The sequence below is a fragment of the Sphaerochaeta associata genome (genome assembly GCF_022869165.1).
Taxonomy (GTDB): domain Bacteria; phylum Spirochaetota; class Spirochaetia; order Sphaerochaetales; family Sphaerochaetaceae; genus Sphaerochaeta; species Sphaerochaeta associata.
In genome coordinates this window covers 2,537,001-2,560,390 of record NZ_CP094929.1, presented here as the reverse complement: position 1 = coordinate 2,560,390, position 23,390 = coordinate 2,537,001, and the positions used below count along the sequence as shown (strand labels likewise).

General features: G+C 53.4%; 22 protein-coding genes and 1 tRNA gene. 8 read left to right on the top strand and 15 right to left on the bottom strand.

The window, feature by feature from the left end; genetic code table 11:
• Position 1 precedes the first annotated feature (1 nt).
• From purD to MUG09_RS11875, 3 genes are all read left to right on the top strand, one after another.
• Positions 2–1,324: a phosphoribosylamine--glycine ligase gene (gene purD / locus MUG09_RS11885; protein WP_244771645.1), complete on the top strand. Its 1,323-nt coding sequence runs from the start codon at positions 2–4 to the stop codon at positions 1,322–1,324.
• Entirely contained in the window at positions 1,275–4,931 is a 3,657-nt protein-coding gene (locus tag MUG09_RS11880) for a phosphoribosylformylglycinamidine synthase (protein ID WP_244771644.1), read from the top strand. Before purD ends, MUG09_RS11880 begins: the two co-directional genes overlap by 50 nt.
• A 260-nt stretch (positions 4,932–5,191) precedes the next feature.
• Positions 5,192–5,614 carry an Hsp20/alpha crystallin family protein gene (locus MUG09_RS11875; protein WP_244771643.1) on the top strand — a complete coding sequence of 141 codons (423 nt, stop codon included), beginning with the start codon at positions 5,192–5,194 and terminating at the stop codon, positions 5,612–5,614.
• A gap of 62 nt (positions 5,615–5,676) precedes the next feature.
• On the opposite strand, the gene MUG09_RS11870 is transcribed toward MUG09_RS11875, so the two are convergent.
• A complete protein-coding gene (locus MUG09_RS11870; RefSeq protein WP_244771642.1) occupies positions 5,677–6,021 on the bottom strand; it encodes a cupin domain-containing protein in 345 nt (114 codons plus the stop codon).
• A 184-nt stretch (positions 6,022–6,205) separates the two neighbouring features.
• On the opposite strand from MUG09_RS11870, the gene MUG09_RS11865 reads away from it, so the two are divergent.
• The 3 genes from MUG09_RS11865 to MUG09_RS11855 all read left to right on the top strand — a co-directional run bounded on the left by MUG09_RS11865 (position 6,206) and on the right by MUG09_RS11855 (position 9,114).
• On the top strand, positions 6,206–7,054 hold the full coding sequence (locus MUG09_RS11865) for a sulfide/dihydroorotate dehydrogenase-like FAD/NAD-binding protein (protein ID WP_244771641.1): 849 nt from the start codon (positions 6,206–6,208) through the stop codon (positions 7,052–7,054).
• 5 nt (positions 7,055–7,059) lie between these two features.
• Entirely contained in the window at positions 7,060–8,547 is a 1,488-nt protein-coding gene (gltA, locus tag MUG09_RS11860; protein WP_244771640.1) for an NADPH-dependent glutamate synthase, read from the top strand.
• A 75-nt stretch (positions 8,548–8,622) separates the two neighbouring features.
• A complete protein-coding gene (locus MUG09_RS11855) occupies positions 8,623–9,114 on the top strand; it encodes a PTS sugar transporter subunit IIA (RefSeq protein ID WP_244771639.1) in 492 nt (163 codons plus the stop codon).
• Here the strand turns inward: MUG09_RS11855 and MUG09_RS11850 are convergent.
• From MUG09_RS11850 to MUG09_RS11840, 3 genes are read right to left on the bottom strand one after another with little or no spacing between them, the layout of a single operon-like run.
• Positions 9,108–9,656 carry a 5-formyltetrahydrofolate cyclo-ligase gene (locus MUG09_RS11850; protein WP_244771638.1) on the bottom strand — a complete coding sequence of 183 codons (549 nt, stop codon included), beginning with the start codon at positions 9,654–9,656 and terminating at the stop codon, positions 9,108–9,110. The two genes, MUG09_RS11855 and MUG09_RS11850, sit on opposite strands and share 7 nt — an antisense overlap.
• Positions 9,657–9,663: 7 nt before the next feature.
• Positions 9,664–10,371 carry an energy-coupling factor transporter transmembrane component T family protein gene (locus tag MUG09_RS11845; RefSeq protein ID WP_244771637.1) on the bottom strand — a complete coding sequence of 236 codons (708 nt, stop codon included), beginning with the start codon at positions 10,369–10,371 and terminating at the stop codon, positions 9,664–9,666.
• Positions 10,356–11,117: an energy-coupling factor ABC transporter ATP-binding protein gene (locus tag MUG09_RS11840; RefSeq protein ID WP_244771636.1), complete on the bottom strand. Its 762-nt coding sequence runs from the start codon at positions 11,115–11,117 to the stop codon at positions 10,356–10,358. Before MUG09_RS11840 ends, MUG09_RS11845 begins: the two co-directional genes overlap by 16 nt.
• A 110-nt stretch (positions 11,118–11,227) precedes the next feature.
• Here MUG09_RS11840 and MUG09_RS11835 point away from each other — a divergent pair, with 110 nt between their 5' ends.
• Complete coding sequence (locus MUG09_RS11835; RefSeq protein WP_244771635.1) at positions 11,228–11,782, top strand: CatA-like O-acetyltransferase; 555 nt, start codon at positions 11,228–11,230, stop codon at positions 11,780–11,782.
• Here MUG09_RS11835 and MUG09_RS11830 read toward each other — a convergent pair.
• A complete protein-coding gene (locus MUG09_RS11830; protein ID WP_244771634.1) occupies positions 11,779–12,381 on the bottom strand; it encodes an HAD-IA family hydrolase in 603 nt (200 codons plus the stop codon). The two genes, MUG09_RS11835 and MUG09_RS11830, sit on opposite strands and share 4 nt — an antisense overlap.
• Before the next feature lie 122 nt (positions 12,382–12,503).
• Here MUG09_RS11830 and MUG09_RS11825 point away from each other — a divergent pair.
• Positions 12,504–12,576 (top strand) — tRNA-Phe (locus MUG09_RS11825).
• A 58-nt stretch (positions 12,577–12,634) separates the two neighbouring features.
• On the opposite strand, the gene MUG09_RS11820 is transcribed toward MUG09_RS11825, so the two are convergent.
• The 10 genes from MUG09_RS11820 to MUG09_RS11775 form a co-directional block, all read right to left on the bottom strand.
• A complete protein-coding gene (locus MUG09_RS11820) occupies positions 12,635–13,753 on the bottom strand; it encodes a hypothetical protein (RefSeq protein ID WP_244771633.1) in 1,119 nt (372 codons plus the stop codon).
• A gap of 48 nt (positions 13,754–13,801) precedes the next feature.
• Complete coding sequence (locus MUG09_RS11815; protein WP_244771632.1) at positions 13,802–14,860, bottom strand: PLP-dependent aminotransferase family protein; 1,059 nt, start codon at positions 14,858–14,860, stop codon at positions 13,802–13,804.
• A 1-nt stretch (position 14,861) separates the two neighbouring features.
• Positions 14,862–15,938 carry a M42 family metallopeptidase gene (locus tag MUG09_RS11810; RefSeq protein ID WP_244771631.1) on the bottom strand — a complete coding sequence of 359 codons (1,077 nt, stop codon included), beginning with the start codon at positions 15,936–15,938 and terminating at the stop codon, positions 14,862–14,864.
• 118 nt (positions 15,939–16,056) lie between these two features.
• Positions 16,057–17,586, bottom strand: a complete 1,530-nt coding sequence (locus MUG09_RS11805; RefSeq protein ID WP_244771630.1) for an ABC transporter substrate-binding protein — start codon at positions 17,584–17,586, stop codon at positions 16,057–16,059.
• A 48-nt stretch (positions 17,587–17,634) separates the two neighbouring features.
• Entirely contained in the window at positions 17,635–18,588 is a 954-nt protein-coding gene (locus tag MUG09_RS11800) for an ABC transporter ATP-binding protein (protein ID WP_244771629.1), read from the bottom strand.
• The gene (locus MUG09_RS11795) at positions 18,581–19,573 is read right to left on the bottom strand and encodes an ABC transporter ATP-binding protein (RefSeq protein WP_244771628.1); all 993 of its coding nucleotides are present in this window, start codon (positions 19,571–19,573) and stop codon (positions 18,581–18,583) included. The genes MUG09_RS11800 and MUG09_RS11795 overlap by 8 nt, the downstream gene beginning before the upstream one ends.
• Positions 19,574–19,581: 8 nt before the next feature.
• Positions 19,582–20,472, bottom strand: coding sequence for an ABC transporter permease (locus MUG09_RS11790; RefSeq protein WP_244771627.1), 891 nt, complete (start codon positions 20,470–20,472; stop codon positions 19,582–19,584).
• Positions 20,469–21,446, bottom strand: coding sequence for an ABC transporter permease (locus tag MUG09_RS11785; protein ID WP_244771626.1), 978 nt, complete (start codon positions 21,444–21,446; stop codon positions 20,469–20,471). The genes MUG09_RS11790 and MUG09_RS11785 overlap by 4 nt, the downstream gene beginning before the upstream one ends.
• Before the next feature lie 30 nt (positions 21,447–21,476).
• Positions 21,477–22,298, bottom strand: coding sequence for a M55 family metallopeptidase (locus MUG09_RS11780; RefSeq protein ID WP_244771625.1), 822 nt, complete (start codon positions 22,296–22,298; stop codon positions 21,477–21,479).
• The gene (locus MUG09_RS11775) at positions 22,295–23,164 is read right to left on the bottom strand and encodes a MurR/RpiR family transcriptional regulator (protein WP_244771624.1); all 870 of its coding nucleotides are present in this window, start codon (positions 23,162–23,164) and stop codon (positions 22,295–22,297) included. The genes MUG09_RS11780 and MUG09_RS11775 overlap by 4 nt, the downstream gene beginning before the upstream one ends.
• Positions 23,165–23,390: the final 226 nt, after the last annotated feature.

The following is a 23,390-nucleotide window of genomic DNA, read 5'->3' as shown; positions in this document are numbered from 1 at the left end:
CATGCGTATCCTCATCATCGGCAGTGGAGGTCGTGAACACGCCTTGGCGAAGGCACTGAGCAAGCCGCAGCACGTCCATGAGCTGTTTGCAATCGGAAGGAATGCAGGGATGCAGAGCCTGTGCAGCATGGCCGATATCAGCATGTCCGACCATGCGGCCATCGCAGCATACGCCTTGAGTCAGCAGATCGAGCTTGCAGTCGTCGGACCCGATGAACCGTTGGTCAACGGATTGGCCGATGCATTCAGATCTCACGGCATCCCTTGTTTCGGCCCCTCCAAGGAGGCGGCCAGGATTGAGGGCAGCAAGGCCTTTTCAAAAGCCTTTATGCAACGCCACCATATTCCCACACCTGCCTACCGGGTGTTCAGCGACTGCGACCAAGCATATTCCTATCTTGTTGACTGCGAATTACCGGTTGTTGTGAAGGCAGACGGCCTTGCCTTGGGCAAGGGGGTGGTCATTGCATTCGATCGCGAAACAGCCTTCAAGGCTGTGAAACAGATGATGGTCGACGACCAATTCGGTGCGAGCGGGAAAACGGTGGTCATCGAAGCGTATGCAAGCGGTCCTGAAGTCTCTCTTTTGGTTTTCAGCGACGGAGTTAATGCCAAGGCAATGGTCAGCGCCATGGATCACAAACGTGCCTATGACGGTGATGCAGGGCCGAATACCGGCGGTATGGGGGCGATCGCGCCAAACCCTTGGTACACTGAGGAGATTGCCGCGTTGTGTGAGAAGACCATCATCGAGCCTACCTTGCAGGGGCTTCGTGAGGAGGGCATTCCCTTTACCGGCTGTCTCTTTTTCGGTCTTATGCTCACCCAGGCAGGGCCGGTGGTCATCGAGTACAACTGCCGCTTCGGCGATCCTGAAACCGAGGCTGTGCTCAGCCTTCTTCAAAGCGACATCGCAGACATTCTAGTCAGTTGTACGAACCAGACACTTGATCAGGTGGAGGTGTGTTTTTCAAGCGGCTATGCCTGCAGCATCGCCTTGGCAAGCGGCGGGTATCCGCTCTCCTATGAGACGGGAAAGCAGATCACCATAGGCCGCCTGGTTGACGGCGTTGAGGTGCTGCATGCCGGCACTGCCATCGATGAGAGCGGGAATCTGGTTACCAGCGGGGGCAGGGTGCTGCATGTAATCGCCCGCGCAGACACCCTTGATTCGGCCGTCGAGCAGGCCTATCGTGCCGTTGACTCGATTTCATTTGCAGGAATGCACTATCGCAAGGACATCGGAAAGAGAGCCTTGCTCAAGGAGAGAGGTGATGGTTCATCGATTCTGGGTACGACGCAAACAAGGATTTCGCAGTGCTGAAGAGGCATTGGCTGTTTCTCTGACCTCCGTTCTGGGACTCAAGGAACCTGCACGTTTGGCGATCTGCCACCGGTATGACATCGAGGGGATGAGCGATCAAGAGGCAGCATATGTTTCCCGTACCGTATTGAGTATGGTCCAGCGCGATGCCATGCTTTCCGAGCTTCCTGCATGTTCTTGGGCCTTGGGGGTGGAAATGCTCGGCGGTCAGTTCGATCAGCGTGCTGATTCTACCCGTATGTGCATCCAGCTGGTCTATCCGCACCTTCTCTGTACGGTTCGCTGTGCAACGTTCTATTGCTTCGAATCAGAGGTTTCGGACGAGGAGAAAACACGTATCCGATCCTATCTCATCAATCCCGTGGAAGCGAGGGAAGCCTCATTGTGCATACCCATGCATATAGGAGAGAGCTCTGCCGCTCCCGCTTTTCCCGCATGCTTGGTCGGTTTCTCCTCCCGGACCGACCGCATGGCAATACTGCAAGAGTACTCCCTGGCCATGGATGGTGACGACCTAGCGTTGGTGCAGCGCTATTTTGCCGACAAGGGCCGCGACCCCTCTCTGACGGAGTTGAAGGTGATAGACACCTACTGGTCGGACCACTGCCGGCATACCACGTTCTTGACCGAACTCGATCGGGTTCTCATCAAGGACCCCGAGATTCTCTCGGTGTTTGCCTCCTTCTTGGACTCTCATAGGTTGCTTGCCCCCCATAAACCGATTTGCTTGATGGAAATCGCCACCCTTGCTGCAAAGCAGCTGAAGAAGGAGGGAAGGCTTGACAAGCTGGAAGTCTCAGAGGAAATCAATGCCTGTTCCGTCAAGGTCGATGTGCAAACCAATGAGGGTGTGGTTCCCTCCCTGTTGTTGTTCAAGAATGAGACACACAATCATCCAACCGAGATCGAACCGTTCGGAGGAGCAGCCACCTGTATAGGAGGAGCGATTCGCGACCCCCTTTCCTCCCGTGCTTATGTGTATCAGGCAATGCGTATCAGCGGCAGTGCAGACCCTCGTGCCCCCATTTCTGAAACCCTGCAGGGAAAGCTGCCCCAGCGTGTCATCGCCCAACGCTCGGCCTTGGGCTACAGTTCTTATGGAAACCAGGTTGGTCTTGCCACCGGTCTTGTCGAGGAGATCTATCACCCGAACTTTATCGCCAAGCACCTTGAGCTCGGCTTTGTCATCGGTTCTGCTCGACAAGCTTTCGTGAGAAGAGAGACTCCCGTGGAAGGTGATGTGATCATCCTGGTCGGGGGAAGGACAGGCCGTGACGGCTGCGGTGGAGCCACCGGCTCCTCCAAAAGCCACGATGTTTCCTCGCTTGAGTCGTGCGCCGCCGAGGTACAGAAAGGCAACGCCCCCGAGGAGCGAAAGATCCAGCGGCTGCTCAGAAGAGCGGAGGTTTCGTCTCTGATCAAGCGATGCAACGACTTTGGAGCCGGCGGGGTGAGCGTGGCCATCGGCGAGCTCGCCCCCGGCCTGGTGATCGACCTCGATGCCATCCCTACCAAGTATGAAGGGCTGGACGGCACCGAGCGGGCAATCAGTGAAAGTCAGGAGCGAATGGCCATGGTGGTCGCCCCGCTCGATGTATCGGCCTTTCTACAGTATGCAAACGAGGAGAATCTGGAAGCAACGGTTGTAGCACGAGTGACGGGAGATCCTGTTCTGAGGATGACCTGTCAGGGTAAAGTCCTTGTTGAGATCGATCGATCCCTGCTCGATAGCAACGGAGCGAAGAAGCATGCAACGGTGGAGATTCCACACTATCCAAGAAGTGAGAAAAGGCCGTCAGCACAAAGCGTCCAAGCCTTTGAAGCCATGCTCTCCGATTTGAATGTCGCCAGCAAGCAGGCATTGAATCAGATGTTCGACAGCACCATCGGCTGTGGAACGCTGCTCCTGCCGTTCGGCGGGAAGACGATGCGCTCCCCCATTCAGGCGATGGCGGCCTTGATTGCCCTGCCGGAAGTGGAAAGCTCCACAGCCAGCCTTGCCGCCTGGGGGTATGATCCTTATGTTATGGAGTCAAATCCGTTTGAAGGAGCTTTTCTGGCTGTTGTTCACTCGCTTGCAAAAGTGGTGGCCGCCGGTGGTGATTGGGACCAGACCTATTTGACCTTCCAGGAGTACTTCGGGCGGCCGGGGGATGACCCGGCTCGTTGGGGCGTGGTTGCCTCGGCGCTTCTGGGTGCCTACAAGGCCCAAAGGCTTTTCGGCAAGGCCGCCATCGGAGGCAAGGATTCAATGAGCGGATCGTTTAGGCAACTGGATGTCCCCCCCACCTTGGTGAGCTTTGCCGTCTCGGTCGCACCCAAGGACGATGTTATCGGTCCCGAATGGAAGAGAGCCGGTTCCAAGCTCTATCTGCTGCAGAAAGAGCAGGAAAGAGAGCTTCCCGCCTTGTTTGAGCAGGTCGGTGGGTTGGTGAGGAAGAAACAGGTTCTCTCCTGCTGGGCATTGGGATACGGTGGGATTGCCGAGGCTCTTTCCAAGATGGCCTTGGGTAATGACATCGGCTGCAAGGTTACTGCCGACATCGATCTGTTCTGCAAGCGTTACGGTGCGTTCCTGGTTGAGAGTGATCACGAACTTGGTCCCGGTAGTGTTTGCATCGGCCATACCATGGAGAAAGCCGAACTTTGCGTGCCCTTTGGAACATGGGAGCTTGAGCACATTCAACAGCTGCTTGCAGCACCTCTTTCTTCGGTGTACGGCAACAGGGAGGAGTGGGAGTCTGAATCGACCGTTCCTACCTTGTCTTATATGAAGCGGGCGCGCATCCGCTCCCGTTACCCGGTTGCAAAGCCCAAGGTGCTGCTTCCGGTTTTTTTCGGTACCAACTGTGAGTATGATGCCGAGCGTGCCTGGAATGCCTGCAATGTCAGCTGCGAAACGGTTGTGATCAATACCCAGAGCGAAAGCGAGGTGAGACGAAGCATCGTGCGGCTGCGCGACGCCCTCCGACAGGCCCAGATTTTGTTTCTCAGCGGAGGGTTCTCTGCTGCCGACGAACCGGATGGGTCGGGCAAGTTCATCGCAGCCTTCTTGCGCAATCCTCTTATACAGAAGGAGATCGTCGACCTGCTTGAGAAGCGTGACGGGTTGGTCGGCGGTATCTGCAACGGGTTTCAGGCGTTGGTGCAGCTCGGCCTTCTGCCGCACGGCCGTATCACGACAATTGGAGAACACGATCCTTTGCTCGATTACAACCGAGCGGGCAGGCATATCTCGACGGTGGTGAGGACGCGGGTCAGTTCAACGCTTTCGCCGTGGTTCAGCGAGTACGAGGTGGGGCAGGTTCATCGGCTTCCGATCAGTCACGGCGAAGGCCGTTTCACCGCCGATGCCGATACCCTGAACGCGTTGGCGGAGGCCGGGCAGATAGCAAGCCAGTATGTGGATGAGCACAATGTTGCAGCCCCGTTCTCGGTCGACAATCCCAACGGGTCGCTGTATGCAGTGGAGGCCCTGAGTTCTGTAGATGGGAAGGTCTTCGGACGGATGGCACATAGCGAGCGAGCCGTCAGCGAGCTCTACCGCAATGCGCCTGTTTCGGCCGACTTTGGACTCTTCAAAGGGGCTGCAAACTACGTTCGGTGAGTCAGATGGGAACAGAAATCGAGTCTTTATGATATGGGTGTGTCATTCTGGCCCTATCTATGAAGCAATGATTCCCGATTGGGCCACATTGGAATCATGCAAGGGAGTGTGATGGAAATCTCTGTACGTAAAGGATTTTATAAATTGATATAATATAAAAAAATAGAAATATATTATAAATTTAGGTAAAAGTTGGCACGCCAGTTGCATAGTACTTTACGAATGAAAAAGCACAGCAATGAACACATGGAGGTGTCAACATGAAATATTACGTAACCTACAATCAGAATAATGGTCTTTCGAACTTCGATTCCCTGTTCAACGATCTCTTCTCCGACTGGGGTGTGAGTCGCTCCAAGATTCCCCCGGTGGACATCTATGAGACTGAGAAGTCGTATGTGATCGAGGCAGAACTCGCCGGCTACAAGCAGGATGAGGTGCAGGTCAATGTGGACAAGCATGTTCTCAAGCTTTCCAGCAACAAGGAGTCTCTCAAGGATGTCGACGGTAAGAAGAGCCTGGTACGCGAGCGATACTTCAAGAAGTTCGAGCGTTCCTTCAGCCTTCCCGAGGATATCGATGAGGAGAAGATCGAGGGCGAGTTCTCCGACGGTGTCTTGACCCTTACCCTGCCCAAGAAGAAGGAAGTCCTTCCAAAGACGATTGAAGTGAAGATTAAATAGCATCAATCACCAATACTCTTGCACACAACAGCCTGCAGTTTCCTGCAGGCTGTTTCAATTCTCTACTCCAAAATGATGAGGGCCATCAGTTTCAAGGTCTCATCCTCATCGTTTCGGATGGCATGACTGGCTCCGCCGCCGGTGATGACCAAATCGCCTTTCTGCACGACCTTCTCGCCGTCGGCTTCGGTGACGATGCCTTTCCCTTCGGTGATCCAATAGTACTCGGTCTCATTTACGTGATCGTGCTTGCCGATGGAGCAGCCTTTCTCGATGACCAACTCAGCGAACAACCGACTGTGCGATACAGTCCCCTCATCCATCAATGATTTGACCACCACCTGCCCGGTACCTTCCCGCATCCTCTGCTTGACGACGCTTTTCATCTCCTGTTCTTTCTTGATCATGATTGACCCTCCTTTCCCTAGTTTGCCAGCATGCGTCTTCTTGGGCAAGATACACTTGACACTCCTTGCTCAGAATTTAATACTGACAACACCATGCACACCTGTTATTATTCGCATGTTTGACCTATCTTTAGGCCAGAGTGGTGGATTGTGCATACGCCAAGACAAGTGTTGAGGAGAAGTCATGAATACGATTCTTTCTAAGCAGCGGCTTTCGGCCGAAGTTTTCAGAATGGAGATTGAGGCCAAGGAGATTGCCGAGGCGCGAAAGCCCGGACAGTTCATCATCCTGCAGATGGGTGGGGATTTCGGCGAGCGCATTCCGTTGACGATTGCCGATGCAGACCCTGTCAAGGGTTCCATCACCCTGATTTTCCAGGCTGTCGGAGAAACAACCCATCGCCTGGCTCTTTTTGAGGTAGGCGACACCATAGAAAACCTGCTTGGTCCGCTGGGAAAACCCACCGACATCAAGAAATACGGCAAGGTTGTTTGTGTCGGCGGAGGTATTGGTGTGGCGCCCCTGTTTCCCATCGTACAGGGCATGAAGCGAGCCGGCAATGAGGTCAAGGTGATCATGGGAGCCAGAAACAAGGACCTCTTGATCATGGAAGAGGATATGAAGGCTACCGCCGATGAAGTCATTGTCGTAACCGACGACGGTTCCTACGGGCGCAAGGCGTTGGTGACCGAACCGCTGAAGGAGCTGTGTGAGCAATACAAACCCGACTGTGTCGTCATCATCGGTCCTCCGATCATGATGAAGTTTGCCGCCCTCACCACCAAACCCTATGGGATTCACACGATTGTCAGCTTGAACACCATTATGATCGACGGTACGGGCATGTGCGGCGGTTGCCGGGTGACAATCGGGGGAAAAACCAAGTTCGTCTGTGTAGACGGCCCGGAATTTGATGGACATCAGGTGGATTGGGACAATATGCTGCTTCGTCTGGGCACCTACAAGAGCAAGGAACAGGAAGCTCATCACCGCTGCCATATTGGTATGCACATCAAGGAAGGGGAGGCATAAGCGTTATGCATGCTACGAGAGAAGAGTTGGACGCACAGGCGCAGGCATTGCTGGCCCAATATGCCGATAAGAAGTTGACCCCGAGGGATCGGGCCCAGATACCGCTGCAGGAGATGCCCACCCAGGCGCCCGAGATCAGGGTTGCCAATATGCAGGAAGTAGCCATTGGATACACCGAAAGCCAAGTGAGGATCGAGGCGATGCGCTGTCTGCAGTGCAAGAACAAGCCTTGCATCGCCGGCTGTCCGGTCGCCATCGATATTCCTGCCTTCATCGACAAGGCTGCCCAGGGAAAGTTTGCCGAATCGGTTGAAATCATCAAGCAGAGCAGCCTGCTTCCCTCTATTTGCGGACGTGTTTGTCCGCAGGAGAGTCAGTGCCAGCTCTACTGCACTGTAGGTAAAATGCACAAGGACATCGATCAGTCGGTATCCATCGGCCGCATCGAACGGTTTGTCGCCGACTACGCCCGAGAGCACGAGCTTGAGAAGGTTCCCCAGGTGGGAGAACCGACGGGAAGGCGTGTCGCTGTGGTCGGAACCGGACCTGCCAGCATCTCAGCCGCTGCAGACCTCAGAAGAGGCGGCCACGAGGTGGTGATGTTCGAAGCGTTGCACAAGGCCGGTGGGGTATTGGTGTACGGCATTCCTGAGTTCCGTCTTCCCAAGAAGATCGTCGAGCATGAATTGAACAATCTGGTTGCCATGGGTGTAGAGATCCGCCGAAACTATCTGGTGGGCAAAACCCGAAAGATCTCCGATTTGATGGAGAAGGACGGCTTTGATGCCGTGTTCGTCGGCTCGGGTGCCGGCCTTCCGAAGTTCATGAACATCGAAGGCGAGAACTACATCGGTGTATTTTCGGCCAATGAGTATCTGACCCGCAGCAACCTTATGAAGGCGTATGCAGTCGGAGAAGCATTGACTCCTCTCTTTGATTCTCACAAGGTTGCAGTCTTCGGCGGCGGCAACGTGGCCATGGATGCGGCCCGTACGGCAAAGCGTTTGGGTGCCGAAGAGGTGACGATCGTCTATCGCCGCACCGAGGTTGAGATGCCTGCCCGTAAGGAGGAGGTCGCTCACGCCAAGGAAGAGGGTGTACAGTTTTTGTACCTTCACGCCCCACTTAGGATTACCGCCAATGAGAAGGGGCGGGTGAACGGGGTTGAGTTGATCACGTGCGAACTGGGCGAGCCTGATGCCTCAGGCAGACGCAGTCCCATCGAGATCGCAGGAAGTGAGAAGATGTACGACTATGACACCGTCATCGTCGCCATCGGAAACGACAGCAATCCCTTGATCAAGGCAACCACCGACGGGATCGAGGTTAATAGACGGGGAAACTTCATCGTCAATGAAGAGACCTGTGAGACTACGCTCAAGGGTGTCTATGCCGGAGGCGATATCGTACTTGGTGCTGCGACGGTCATCCTTGCCATGGGACAGGGCCGTAAGGCGGCAAAGGCAATGAATGACTATCTGCAAACCCTTTAGATCACTGCAGGTGGACCCGATTGCGTTCGGGTCCACCGCCTTGAAGCTCATTTCGTGTTTGTGTATAGTATCGTAGTGGATATTCGTAACGATTGCCGATCGGTGATCTGTCAGCTTCAGGCTACTGAAAAAACCCAGGCCATCCTGGAAGTGATAGATTCCTGCAACATATTTTCCTCTCTTCCCGATATCGAGCGCTTCAAACGCGGGGTGCTTCGTCGTGAGCGCGCCCAGACGACAGGCATAGGTCACGGGGTGGCCATAGCCCATGGCAAGATCCTGGGACTGAACGAGGTGCACATCGCCCTGGGCATCAGCAGGGATGGGCTTGAGTACGGAAGCGCCGATGGCATGCCTGTGCATCTGCTCTTTGTCATCGCCTCCTCTCCTTCCATCCAAATGGAGTATTTGGGTGCCTTGAGTTCAATTTTGCGCAGCGTCCGCACCGAGGAGATGCGCTCGCACCTCTTGGACATACATCAGAGCAAGTCCGACGAGGCCTGCCAGCGGTTTTTCTCCATGATGGCCGATCAGCGATTCGTCTGGTTCTGCAAGGACAATCAATAAAATACTCCTGCACAAAGCACTGTCCTGACTGACTTGTCCCATGCATCGGTGGGGATATCTTCCAATAATTGATGGCTGCGGCATATGCCGATGGTGAAGAAGCCGGGGTTGGAGGCGAGATAGCGGTCGTAATAGCCTTTCCCGCGGCCGAGCCTCCTGCCGTTTCTGGTATATGCGAGACCGGGAATCACCAATAGATCATGCATTGTTGGTTCAACCTGCAATTCCTGTTTCGGTTCAAGGATTCCATACCGTCCGGCTGTCAATGAAGCAAGATTCTCAACACGAAAAAAGGTGATGATTCCATCCTCTTTGCATACCGGCAGGGCAAGAGCCTTGTTTGCGATTGCATGCTCCAAGAGTGCTGTGATGTTTACTTCATCTTCCATGGGAGCATAGGCAAACAACATGGTCGCCTGCTTGTATGCACTCGATTGCAGCAATGCATCACAGCTCATTGCGTCCTCATGCGAAAAGTCAGAGGCAGCAAGGCGCTTTGCCTGGCGTCTAAGCTCGGTGCGTAGTGCTTGTTTGGCATCCATAGGATAACTATAGCATGGAAGCAAGCAAAAGCAGTATGAGAAGAAGGATTGCGAGCTTCAGGTCGGCTATCGTGTAAGGAAGTCTCTGCCGTGGACGAACCGGGTCGAAGAGCCTTGCCTCCAGGGCTAGGGAGAGGTCCTCGGTCTTGTCCAACAGGAGGCTGAAGATGGCGGAAATCAGGGAGGTGAGTGAGGCCAACGGGTTGCGTCGTCTCTCAAGGCGGGCTTTTCTGGCGGTGACGACCTGCAGGGCTGCATCGAAGATCATGGGAAGAATGGAGAGAGTCAGCTCGATGGCGCTGGCAACCTCCCAACCCCGTATGAACGGGATTCCATCGAGAAGGCTTCCCAGTGATCGAGCCAGGTCGTCGGGAGAGGTGCTGTCGGCGATGAGCAGGCCGCAGAGGATTATGCAGACGAAACGAAGAAAGGCCGAAGCTGCCTGCTGATGGCTTTGTGTCGCCATATATTCGGTTATAAGGATGAGCAACAGCAGAAAGGCAAAGTACTTGAGCTCGCGCTTATAGCTGCGCAAGGGCAGGTGTTGGGCAAAGGTTGTGACAAGCAAGGCAGCGCTTACCAAAAGCAAGCCGGACAAGGAGAGGGAGAGAATGAGTACACAAATGGCGATGACGGCAACAACCTTGGTGAGCGGATTTGCCTTGCACAAGAAGGTGTCCTGCGCCCGGTAGTGGAAGATCAGCGCTTCAGCCATGAGAGTTCCTCAATACCCGCCGAGGAGGGCAGGTAGATGCCATGGGATGCCAGGTGCGGATACACATCGACAGCAGTGCCGCTTTGTACCAGATGCCCGTCATCGAGCAGGAGCACGTGGTCTGCGTGTGCGAGTGTCTTGTCCACTTCATGGCTTACCAGGATGATCGTATGCCCCGCCTTTTGCAGACGCAGCAGGGTGGAGAGCACGCTGACCACCGAGCGGTAGTCGAGGTTTGCGAACGGTTCGTCCAGAACCAGCAGCCTGGGGTCCATGACCAGCAGCCCGGCGATTGCCAGGCGCCTCTTTTCCCCTCCGCTGAGCGTGCGTGGACGTTGGTTCCTCTGCTTGTGCAGATCCAGCAGTGCAAGCACTTCTTCCAGTCTGTTTTCCTGCACTTCCTTGGGTAATCCAAGATTCTCCATCCCGAAGCGGATGTCCTTCTCGACGGTTTGGCCGACTATCTGCGTCTCTGCATCCTGAAAGACCAGTCCGATGGCTTGCATCCGTTGCTTGGCCTTATGAGTCAAATCTTCATCCAGGATGTGTATTGAACCGGTCTTTGGCTGCAGGAGCCCTTTCAGGCAACGCAGCAAAAGACTCTTGCCTGACCCGTTGGGCCCGGTGATGAGGGTGAAGGAACCTTTTGCTATCGAAAAACTGAGGTCCTTGAGGATATGATTGTCCTGCTCGAAGAAGAAGCTGAGGTTTTGGACCGAAAGGATGGGATGGTTTGCATCAGTCATGTGCTGTGACTGTAGCAGATGACCCTGCATTGGGCAAGATTTGAAAGGAATTGTCAACCTCGGGCATTGCTTATGTGATTGTGATAGAATCTGAAACAAGAAAGGAGTGTGTGGAACCTTCGTATTGTGTGACGGTTGAACTCGACGTTACGCATTTTCTTGGGAGGGTTCGGTCTTTAGGTTGCTCATTTACGTTCTCAATGGTGCATCTGGTGACTTCGTGTGCCCAGGAAATCGAGGAGTTTCGGTATCGGTTTCTCGATGGTCGGGTTGTTTTGTACAAGAAGATCAATACTGCTTGTACCTATTTGGATGAGCAGAGCGATTTGTTCAAGGTAGTCTATGTTCCTATGCAGGATAGCCTTCCCGACTATCTGGCTGAAGCTGCCGCACGGGTGAAAGCGCAGAAGGAGTACTTTACCGGTCCCTTGGCGAATGATGTCTTCCAATTTTCTCCCATGCCTTGGCTCTCTTACACCCATATCTCCCATACTATTTCCGGAAAGAAGGATGCATCCACTCCTTTATTCGATTGGGGCAAGTATACGGTAAAGGATGGCAAATGGCTGCTTCCTTTCTCTGTGCAGGCGCATCATTCGTTTGTGGATGGTTTGCATATCGCAAAGCTCGCTGATTCAATACAGAAGCATCTGGATGCGTTCTAGCGAAGAATTTTCAGTTTCTCCAGTTGTGCTTGCAACGCAATCGCATCGGTGTACAGGTAGGCTTCCAAGCCTTGTGTGCGGGCGCTTTCAATATTCGCAGGCATGTCATCGGTAAAGAACAGCTGGTCGGGTTCCAGCTGCTCGCTTTCCAGGATACTTTGAAAGAAAGCTCCTTCAGGTTTCGCGCTATGCAGAAGATGGGAGGCATAGACGTGGTCGAAAATGTCATACTGATGCAGTTGATGGTGGATGGTGTAGTGGGAATCGTTGACATTGGTGCCGCAGATTACTCGATAGCCTTTCTGCTTTAGTTCGCAGAGAATGTCCTGCGTGGGTATGTCGACAGTCGGTTCAAAGAATTTCCCAAGCAGGCTCCCTTCATGCTTTAGGACACAGGAACCTGTTGTCTTCTCATAGATGTCCCATAGTTCCAGCTCTTCGATTTCTCCTTTGCTGTGAGCTCGTAGAGCTTGCCTGAACGAATCAGGAAGCTCGGAAAAGGAAGTTTCACTACGGCCAAGAAAGGCGAGAAGCTTGGGAGCCACCAGAAAATTGCGTACCAGCACCCCTCCCATATCGAACATGCATACCTTGATCATACGCTCCTCCCTTCCAGAGGACTATAGCACATATCCAACGGGTGTCAGGTGCAAGATTTTGCGTTTTTTTAGAAAGGTGTTGACAAGAAATCCTCAATTAGGGTATACAAGAGGACGTTGACGCCGCTTTAGCTCAGTTGGTAGAGCAAAGGACTGAAAATCCTTGTGTCCTCAGTTCAATTCTGAGAGGCGGCATAAACAGAGAGACTCCTCCTCCCTTACGGGAAGGGGAGTTTTGTTTTATGGGCTTGCTTCAAATTGTATCGAACGGAGTGATGCTGACCCTGATGGTATCACTGTAGGTTCCAGCCGGGGCATTCTCGGCTTTCGATTCCTCAATGATCCTGGCATCGATATATGCCTCGTTGGGGCCTTGCAAGGTAAGGCCCAGCCAGCTTTCCTGCTCATCGGGATTGACCGGTTCATCTTGGAAGAAAAGCGTGTAGGAAAATCCATATTGGGATGGATCCCCGTCAAGGGAGAGTCTGAACTGCCCGGGAGTGACTTCGCTGTCAAAACTGATATATACATCATATGCTTCATCGGGTTTTGCATTCTGCAAGGTAATTTTTGCAGTTGCGACGCGTGCTCTATGCGGGTTGAAGGCATCTGAAGGATTGAAGGATCGCACATCGAGAATCTGAAGCAGATAGAGCACCCTGTCGGGATTTGGATGATCCCCGTCGACATACGGAACCGACGGAAGCGTTGTTGTCGGTCCTGACGTTCCTACTACGGGGATGGGTTCACTCACGGGATTATTGTCGACGATTACCTGCCCATTGACCGAGACATACACCTTCATATGGTTGATGTTTCCGCTCTCATCCGAGACGGCAAAGTTGAACGTTCCAATGGTCCCGCTTACCAAATCGTACCGGCTCCCCGGAAGGTATTTATCGGCGCTTGGATTGGCTCTCAGGTAGATTTTCGTCTCGAAGAAGGAAACATTGTACCAATTGTCTACGGTAGTGAGCAATGCAATCCCATCTCCTCGCGACTGCCTGATTTTGTACACATGCTCCTGCGGGTTTCGTACAGTGGTAACCGTGTCAAGATAGAACTGGGTGTTCTGCATGGTATGAGTGGTGTTGATGTTATTCGGATTCCAATCGAACATGCCCCTGAAATAGAACTCTGCACTGGAATTCATCTGCACAAACGAGGGTTGTCTCATACTAACCGGTGAAGTGATTTCCACCGTCATGGTACCCAACAGCGCGACGAATTGCGAGTTTGTATAGGGATCTGTGCCATTCTTGAACTCAAGATACTGTTCAGGTTGGTAGATAGCCGTGAAATTTGGTGTAGCTTGGAGGGCGAAGCAGGTAGAACAGAGCAGGAAGACAAGCAGGAGGCGTCTTCTTTTCATAATAGCCAAGGGTACAAGTAATACACCTTATGTGCAAGAGTGCAACGATTATAATTTCGCTAATTCCTTCCCCAGATACGCCATATCCTCTTTGCTGTACCGCTGGTCCATCTGCACACTCATTACATGATCGTAGATGTATGATGCCTGCCCATAGCGTTCCCTGTCGGCCAGCATAGGGGGCAGCGGCCAGTAAACGGTGCTCCGTATACCCTTTTTCTCCAATTGCTGCTGCGCTTGCTCCCTGTCCTGTGCATAGAAGGAGAAGTGACTGGGGCAGGTATGTTCGTCAAGGTTGCTGAATATCGGCCGGCATTGCGACGAGGGAGTGAGTGCATCGAGAAGCGTTTGGTAATTCGTTCTACGTTTTTCAATCAGGAATGTCGGATCGAGATGGTCCAGGATTGTCTTGGATTTTTGGTCGCCTGCAAAGGCATCGAACATGCGTCTGAGGCGCATCTCCGTCTCCCAGAACACCGAAGAGGCCATCTCGTTGTAGGAATCACTGTCCGTCTTGATTGCGAACTTTCGAAACTCCATCGCCTTGTAGCGGCCTTTGAGATGCTCTTCGTCGGCGGGAATCGGCTGTATTGAGAATGTACCGTTCCTTTTGACTGCAACACCGCCGCTTGCAATCCCCAGCCATTTTCGGACACTACCTGCATAGTAATCAGCTCCCTCGTAGTGTCCATCTTTGGAGAACATGCTGTGGGTGGTATCTTGGATGATTGTAATGTTTCTTCTTTTACATTCACGGAGAAAGGCGCTGTCATACCTGCTGAAACCGAAGTAGCCACAGAGGTTCAGAGCAGAGACTCCTTGCAGGTCCTCTGTCTTGAAGCATGGTCTGAGGTCTTCTATGTCGACGTCGTAGAAACGCAGGGTATAACCTGCCTTCACATAGCTGGCAAGCACTGTCTCGCATGTGTAGGCAGGAACGTAGGCAATGTTTGGTGTGTTGTTTTTAGTGCAATCCAGAAGGCAGGCGTAGAGTGCGCATCGGCCGGAAAGAAAGTATTGCACATCCTCTCCTCTATTCGAAAAGTAAGAGGATGGTTTCTCCCCGACCTCCTGAAGAGGAAACATGGACCCGATGCGCATTCCCATATCAAAAGCTCCTGATGGTCTTGCTGTCCATCCGCAGCAGGATTTCCTTGGCTAGGCGTACTGCCTGCTCGACATCGAAGAGAGCGCTGATCCCATAATGCGTGTGGGCATAGCGGACAGGGACACCGATGACAATGGCAGGAATTCCATCATGGGCCAAGTGAATGGGAGCGCCGTTGGTTGCTCCTGCACTGCGCACGGCCTCCTGTACCGGGATGCCTAGCTCTTGGGCCAGGTTCAGGGCGTACCGCTGGAAGCGGGGGTTGGTGATCATACGTGAATCGATGTGGCGCAGCATCGGGCCCTTTTTTAGACACGTTTGCGCCTGATACGAGGGCACCACCGTATCATCGGCAGGACAGCCTTCGAAGACGATGGCCAGGTCGGCCTTGATGGTATTGGCACTGACAATCGAGCCTCGGGTTCCCACTTCCTCCTGGCTGGAGAAGTCGCCAACGAGGTTGACCTTCAGATCCATGCCCTGCAACTCCTTGAGGGTGGCGAGGGTGCTTGCACAGCCGATGCGGCAGTCGAACGCCTTGCCGATGAAAAGGCCGTGCTTCTCATCAAAGGTGCAGCTTACTTCGGGCACCACAGGTGCAGCTATTCCGATTCGATACTCCTTGATGACCTCTTCACTGCTGCTCGCCCCTACATCGAGTACGAGGTTTGTGATTTCCAAGGGGGCCTTCTTTTCTGCCTCACTCATAAAGTGAGGAGGTTTGCTTGCAACTACGGCCGGAACATAGACACCATCCTTGTTGAGGATGCGCACCATGTGGGCCGGGACATTGGTCGGGATCCAACCTCCGATGGCTATGAACTCAATCATACCGTCAGGGCGTATCGCCTTGACCATGAAACCAACCTCATCTGTGTGGGCGTTCAGTTGTACGATGGGCCTTCCTGCTTTGTTTTCGTGTCGGTAGAGATAGAGGTTGCGAATCCGGTCTTCCTCGAAGGTACCCAGGCCGGCACCTTCTGCTCGGATTACATGAAGCACTTCATCTTCAAAACCGCTGATGCCGTTGGCATCGCTGATGCGTTTGATGCTCTGAATGAGGTCTTGCGTATTCATGGACTTTTATCCTTTTGGATGGAATGAAACCAGGCAGGGGCATCACAAGGGAACCCAAGGATGTGCAGCAGAGTACGTACGTCCGCTGCAATGCCGCCTGCCTGGAACCTGATGCCTGTTACTTGGACACCTTGACGGTCTCCAATCTGTGATATCCGATCGGGTCGAGTACGAAGCCCTCAACCTTCTTGTTTGTACCGGCGGTGATCGCGGTATAAAGGATCGGAGCGTTGTTTGCGATTTCCTTCAGCCTGATGGCTAGATCCTTGTATGCGGCATCGCGAACCTTGGTGTCGGCACTGGTGCGACCGAGCATGACCAGACGGTCGACTTCGGGATCGGCGATGAAGGAGCGGTTTCCGGGAGCTCCCTGCTGTGAACTGTGCTGCAAGGAGTAGTAGGAGTAGTCGGCATCCTTGGTGGAGGTTACCCAGCCGAAATATCCCATGTCATGCTCCCCGGCGGTGGTACGGCTGATGAAGGTGCCGAATTCCATCACCTCGACCTTTACGGTGATGCCGATTTCCCTGAGCATCTCCTGAATGGCCTGGCACATCTCTACACGGCTCTGGTTGTTGTTCACCCACAATGTTGCATTGAACCCGTTGGGGTAGCCGGCTTCTGCAAGCAGTTGCTTTGCCTTGGTGGGATTGTATTCCCATACACCGGTGGAGTAGTAGCCGTATACGGCCGGGGCGATGATCTCATCGGCTGCGGCTCCGGTACCGCTGTTGACGGTGTCAACCAGCAGCTGGCGGTCGATCGCCATGTTGATGGCCTGACGGACCTTCTGGTTGTCGAACGGGGGCTTGCGCATGTTGAAGGAGATGTAGAAACAGGTCAACGACGGTGCTTCCAAAAGAACGAGGTTCTTGTTTTCCTTCACACGCTTGAGGTCTGATACCAGCACATCGTACACTATATCCAGTTCACCGGTCTCTAGGGCTATGGTTCTCTGGGATGCTTCAGGAATGACCTTGATGATCAGGTTCTTGGTCTTGGGGGCGCCGTTGTAGTACTGGTCATAGGCTTCAAGCTTGGCATTGTCGTTCTGGGTCCAGGAGACGAACTTGTAGGGACCTGATCCGACGGGCTTGGTCTTCAGGATGTCCTGGTTTGCAGAGACATAGTCCTTGGGAACGATGGCGGCGAAGGGAACTGCGAGGTTGCGCAGCGTCGGTCCGTACGGAGCCTTGGTGGTGACAAGGACGGTGTACTGGTCTTCGATCTTTACTTCCTTGATGAAGTCGACGATGTAGGAGACCGATCCGCTTGCAATGGCGCGATCGAGTGAGAACTTTACGTCGTCGGCATCCAGGGCTTCACCGTTGTGGAACGTAAGGCCCTTGCGGATAAAGAACCGGTACGAAGTAGGGGATACTACCTCCCATTTCTCAGCAATCTGGGGGACAACCTCACCGGTAGTCGGATTGGTGTCCACAAGCGTGTCAAAGATGTGGTTGGTGACTGCGACAGCGGGGGTCTCCTTACCGATGTGAGGATCGAATGAGGTGACATCCGCACCTTGTCCGACAGTAATCGTATCCTTGTAGCCTGTTGCGGCTGTGGTGGACGATTCTGCGGACCCGCCAGCGAAGAGGGCTGCGCTGCAGAGTAAAACGAGTAGCACGGTCAGCATCTTTTTCATGGTCTTTTCTCCTATTTCTTTCATTGGCCCTTTGGCAGGAACAATGTTTTACACCAACGTACAAGCAACAAAGTGACCGGGGGCCACTTCCTTGAGAGGAATATCAGCCTTCCTGCATGCATCACAGGCATACGGACACCGCTTGGCGAATCGACAACCGGGGATTGGATCGACGGGACTGGTCAGTTCTCCCTGTAGAAGCACCCGATTGACCTCGTAATCGGGGTCGGGAACGGGAATGGCGGAAAGCAGGGCCTGGGTATAGGGGTGCAGCGGTTTTTCAAAGAGCTGCAAGGAAGGTGCATGCTCGACCACCTGTCCCAAGTACATGACCGCAATGGTATTGGAGAGATGCTTCACCACCGAAAGGTCATGAGTGATGAAGAGGTAGGTCAGGCCGAACTCATCCTGCAGATCCTGCATGAGGTTGAGAATCTGAGCCTGAATGGAGACGTCCAACGCAGATACCGGCTCATCGCAGACAATGAACTTCGGATCGAGGGCGAGGGTTCGGGCGATTCCGATGCGCTGCCTTCTGCCTCCGTCCAGCTCATGCGGATAGCTGTTGACCAGCCTTGGCGACAGTCCGACGAAATCCATCAGCTCCAGCACACGCTTTCTCAACTGATCGGCTTGCTTGCGGGTGTAGATCTTTTGGATGAGCAGGCTCTCTCCGATTGTCTCGCTGATGGTCATGCGCGGATTGAGTGAGGCGAATGGATCTTGGAAGATGATTTGCATATCGCGCCTGATGTTCTTCATCTCCAGCTTGCCCAGAGTGGTAATCTCCTTCCCTTCAAAGAAGACTTTTCCGTCCGTCGGCTCGTGGAGGCGCAGGATGGTTCTTCCCAAGGTGGACTTTCCACAGCCTGACTCACCGACAACCCCCAGCGTCTCGCCCTTGTTGAGGGTGAAGGAGACATCGTCAACCGCATGCAGGGTGCCTTGATTGGTATGAAAGTATTTCTTCAGGTGTTCAACCTTGAGCAAGGGTTCAGCCATTGTGCACCTCCGCATTGGCAAGGACGCAGCGCACTTGATGAGTGTCGCTGATCTGATAGGATGGCGGGACAGCCTGTCTGCAGATGTCCGTTGCAAATTGGCAGCGGGGTGCAAACTTGCATCCCGGCGGCAGGTCGGTCGGGTCTGGCATCATGCCCTTGATCGGACTGAGCCGCCTTACTTCCTTGGTCAGAGAGGGAATGGAACCGAGCAACCCCTTGGTGTAGGGGTGGGTGGGGCGTTTGAAAATATCGCTGAGCGTACCCAGTTCGATGATCTGCCCGGCATACAGGATTGCAACGCGGTCGCAATTCTGCGCCACCACCCCGAGGTCGTGGGTGATGAGCAGCATTGCAGTATTCAGCCGGGTCTTGAGGGCTGTGATCATATCGAGAACCTGGGCCTGGATGGTTACATCCAAGGCGGTGGTCGGCTCGTCGGCGATCAGCAGGGTGGGATTGCATGCGAGGGCGATGGCGATGATGACCCGCTGCTTCATTCCCCCTGAGAACTGATGAGGATATTCATGGCTTCTTGATGAAGGAATACCGACCATCTCCAGCATGGAAAGTGCCTGCTTTTCCATCTCAGCTTTACTCAATTCCTTGTTGTGGGCCTCCACAACCTCCATGATCTGGTCCCCGACGCTCATCACAGGATTCAAACTGGTCATGGGATCTTGGAAAATCATGGAGATGCTGTTGCCTCGAATGGCGCGCATCTGGTTCTCGCTCAAACTGAGCAGGTCCATGCCGTCAAAGAAAATTTTGCCGGATTTAATGACGCCCGGAGGGGAGGGAATCAGACGCAGGATGCTTCGTGCGAGGGTGGTCTTGCCGGCTCCGGTCTCTCCAACCAGGCCCAGCGTCTCTCCTTTTCTCATGAAAAGCGAGACGGCGTTGAGCGCATGGACCACCGCGTCATCGGTTTCATACTGAACGGTGAGATTTTCAATGCGTATCAGCTCTTCGGTAGTAGTCTTCATGGTCTCTCCTAATTCTTCAATCGTGGATCGAGGGCGTCGCGCAATCCATCACCCATGACGTTGAGTGCGAGGATGGTGATCATGATTCCCAACCCTGGAATTACGGTTATATGCCAGCCTTCCCGGATGTAGGACCTTGCCGAGGAGAGCATCGAACCCCATTCGGGGGTCGGCGGCTGTATGCCCAAGCCAAGGAAGGAAAGCCCTGCAATGGATAAAATCGCACCGGCGACTCCCAATGTTGACTGTACGATGAGCGGGGCCATCGAGTTGGGGAGAATGTATTTGAAAATGATGCGGAAATCACTGGCACCCATTGCACGTGCTGCCTCGATGAACTCCTGGTCCTTGATGGTCAGCACCGAGGCGCGGACCGTGCGGGCGAAGGTGGGTACATAGCTGATGGCGATTGCTATCAGGACATTGGTCAGGCTGGTGCCCAAGGCGGCGACGATGGCGGTTGCCAGCAACATGGAAGGAATGGCGAGCAGCACATCCATGAAGCGCATGATGATGTTGTCGGTAACCTTGCCGTAGTAGCCGGCGATCGAACCGAGAACGACCCCGACGACTGTCGACAGTGCGATGGCGATGGTTCCCATGAACAGGGAGTATCGCACCGCCCAGAGCATTCGCATGAGTACGTCACGGCCGAACTCATCGAGGCCGAATAAATGGGCCTTGCTCGGGCCCTGCAGCCTGAGTCGAAGGTTTTGCTTGATTACATAGTTGTTGTAAATGGCATTGTCGGTGACCAAGTCGATTACTATGGTGCTCAGGGCGATAAGCACCAGGGTGATCAGGACGATCATGCCGGCAAGTGCCAGCTTGTTTTTCCTGAAACGTCTCCAGGTCTCTGCTGCAAGGGTGCGTTGTTTCCTGGCATCCGATGTCTTCATGCGGTGACCTCCTTTCTGATGGTTGCCTTTCTCCCCTTGTATTGGCTCTTTATGCGCGGGTCGAGGAAGGCATAGAGGATGTCGACCAGAAGATTGACGAAGCTGAACATGACCGCCATGAAAATTACAGCTCCCAGTACCATGGGAATATCCTTGCTGGTAATCGAATCGACCATCAGGCGTCCCAGCCCCGGCCAGGAGAAGATGGTTTCGGTAAGCATGGCTCCTCCGAGGAGGTGGCCGAACTGCAGACCCACTGCAGTGACGATGGGAATGAGGGCGTTCTTGAGCATGTGCTTGTTGGTGATCTGCTTTTCTGTAATTCCCTTCGCCCGTGCAGTGGAGATATAGTCCTGGCGGATTACCTCAAGCATGGAGGAGCGGGTCATGCGCACCACAGTCGCTGCAACACCTGTTCCCAGGGTGATGGCGGGCAGGACCAAGGAGCGCAGCAACCCGAAAAACCCGCTGCCCATTCCTTGTGAAGGAAGCCAGCCGAGCTTGAGCGCGAACAGAAGGGAGAGTAAAAGGCCCAACCAGAAATTGGGCATGGAAACCCCAACCAAGGACAGCACCATCGAGGAGTTGTCCATGAATGTGTACTGTTTCTTTGCAGAGAGGATTCCCACCGGAATACCGATGAGCAGCGCAACCAGAATACCGGCGATGGCCAATAACGCGGTGTTCGGGAACTTATCCCACACCTGCTCGGCCACCGAGAGCTGGTTGCGGTAACTAACCCCAAGATCTCCGCGAAAGAGGCTTCCCATGTAGCTTGCATACCGTACGAGCAAGGGTTTATCCAATCCCAGCTCGATTCGTTTTTGTGCAAGCGATTCGGCGCTCGCCTGGTCTCCCAGAATGATGGCGGCCGGATCGCCGGGCGTCAGGGACATGATGAAAAATACTATGAAGGTGACTCCAAGGAGCACCGGTATCATCATGAGCAAGCGTCGTACTATATACTTTCCCATACCTCTTCCTCTCTCAAACGCGGGTTCATCTTATGTATACTGGGCGAATTTGCCACCAAGCATGGCAATGGTCAGGATCATATGAAAGATGTCTTCATACCTGCTGCTGGTATACTGCACCGTTCTTCCATCGAGACGTTTGATGCCCGGGACGATGGAAACCGCGTCTGCTATGACCGTGGTGGCCAGGTCTACTTCCAACGTAACCTCACCGTCCAATCGTTTCACTTCGAACTCTTTTTGTGTAAGGAAGGCCTGCACCTGCGTTTCAAACGTCTGCTTCACCCGTTCGGGGCTGTACATTTTTGCAGCATAGCGGCCCATTCCTTCCTTGGTTCGAACATAAGGAACCTTCAGAAAGTCCTTCATCTGGGCCTCTAGAATGTCATCGCCGCTGATGAGGGCGATAGGGACGCCGAACATACCGGCATAGTAGGCGTTGATCTCGACTTCCCCCACCTCCCTGCCGTTCAGGCGCACCCGATAGATGCACGACGAGCTGTAGGAGTGGTCCATGCCGCCGTTCAGCGACCCGATGCTTGCATGGTAGCCGAGCAGGAAGACCGCATCGAAGCTTTCATCCAGGCCTTCCATCATATAGTTGCGGCGTGGGTAGCCTTTCACATGGGTGATCCGCTCATCTGAGAACGAGCCGTAGAGCAGGTTCTCCCCTCTGCTGTGCGAATCACAGATGCAGACTTCCTCGATGTCGGCATGTGCGAGCAGCGTCGAGATTACATAGGTGAGTTCCTGTTTCAGAAGCCCGGCACACCAAGCTTCCTTGGTGGTCATCTCGTTCCACGAACTGATGCCTTCAATGCCTTCCATGTCGGTTGAAATGAATATCTTCACAGTAAACCTTCCTTCTGGGCTTTCAGGAATGCGTAGCCCTCTTGTTCTGTATGGTAGATTTCCTTCATATGGGATATGAGGCTGCCTTTGCTGGAGAGCAAAAGCATGTTGATGAATACTTGGATCACTGCAATCATTCCCACATAGGAGTTGGTGAGCAGCAGTGAATTATTCGCACAACGCACCACCGCTTTTGCATCTGGATAGATGGGGCAGTTTGCCGAATCGGTGAAAAGAAACACCTTTGCCCCTTGCATCTTCGCTTGGCTTGCCACATGGATGGCCTCGGGAGAGTAGGGGGGCATGGTCAGGATGAAGAGGCTGTCTCCTTCTGCGATGGTGTGCAGTTTCGGGCTGTAGTCACTGATCGATCCGGTGATGCCATGCACATCCTTGATTTGTAAACACGTCAGTGCGTATTCAAAAATCTGCATGATGTTCTTGCTGACACCGAATCCACTGATGAATATACGGTTGCTGGCAAACACTCCTTCAACCATCTCAAGCAACGACTGTACACTGATGTCTTTCAAGGTTTTGCTGAGATTGTTGATTTCGTTCTCCGAGAGACGCTGCAGCTGTTTCTTGACCGGCAACAGGTCCAGTTCGTTGAGGGTGACCTCTGAGTCGGGATGCAGCTTTGTTTTCACCTCTTCCTGGACTGCCTCCCTGAACTGCTTGTAGCCTTTGAAGCCGAGGGCCTGCGTGTATCGGACCAAGGATGCATTGCTGACCCCGATGGTCTTGCTCAGGTCATGAACCGAGGAGAATCCTATTGCATCGTAGTTGTCCAACAGCCATCGCCCGATCTCCTGAAAGGACGGGGACATGCTGCCAAGATTTTCTCGAATCCTCTCCCTGATCATGTTGTTTCTCCCCACCGGTGGTACAATCCTGTAATAAAAATTCCGAACTGCTACATAGATATTAACAAATATTACAGAATTTTGCATCAAATATTTGTACTTTTTATCAAGTCTGAACTAATCCATTGCCGGATAAATGTATATTTATCGGAATATGCATTAGTTTCTTGGATTTTCTGCATAATCATGACAACTCCTATTCATTTTGCTTTTTCTCTAGACCTTG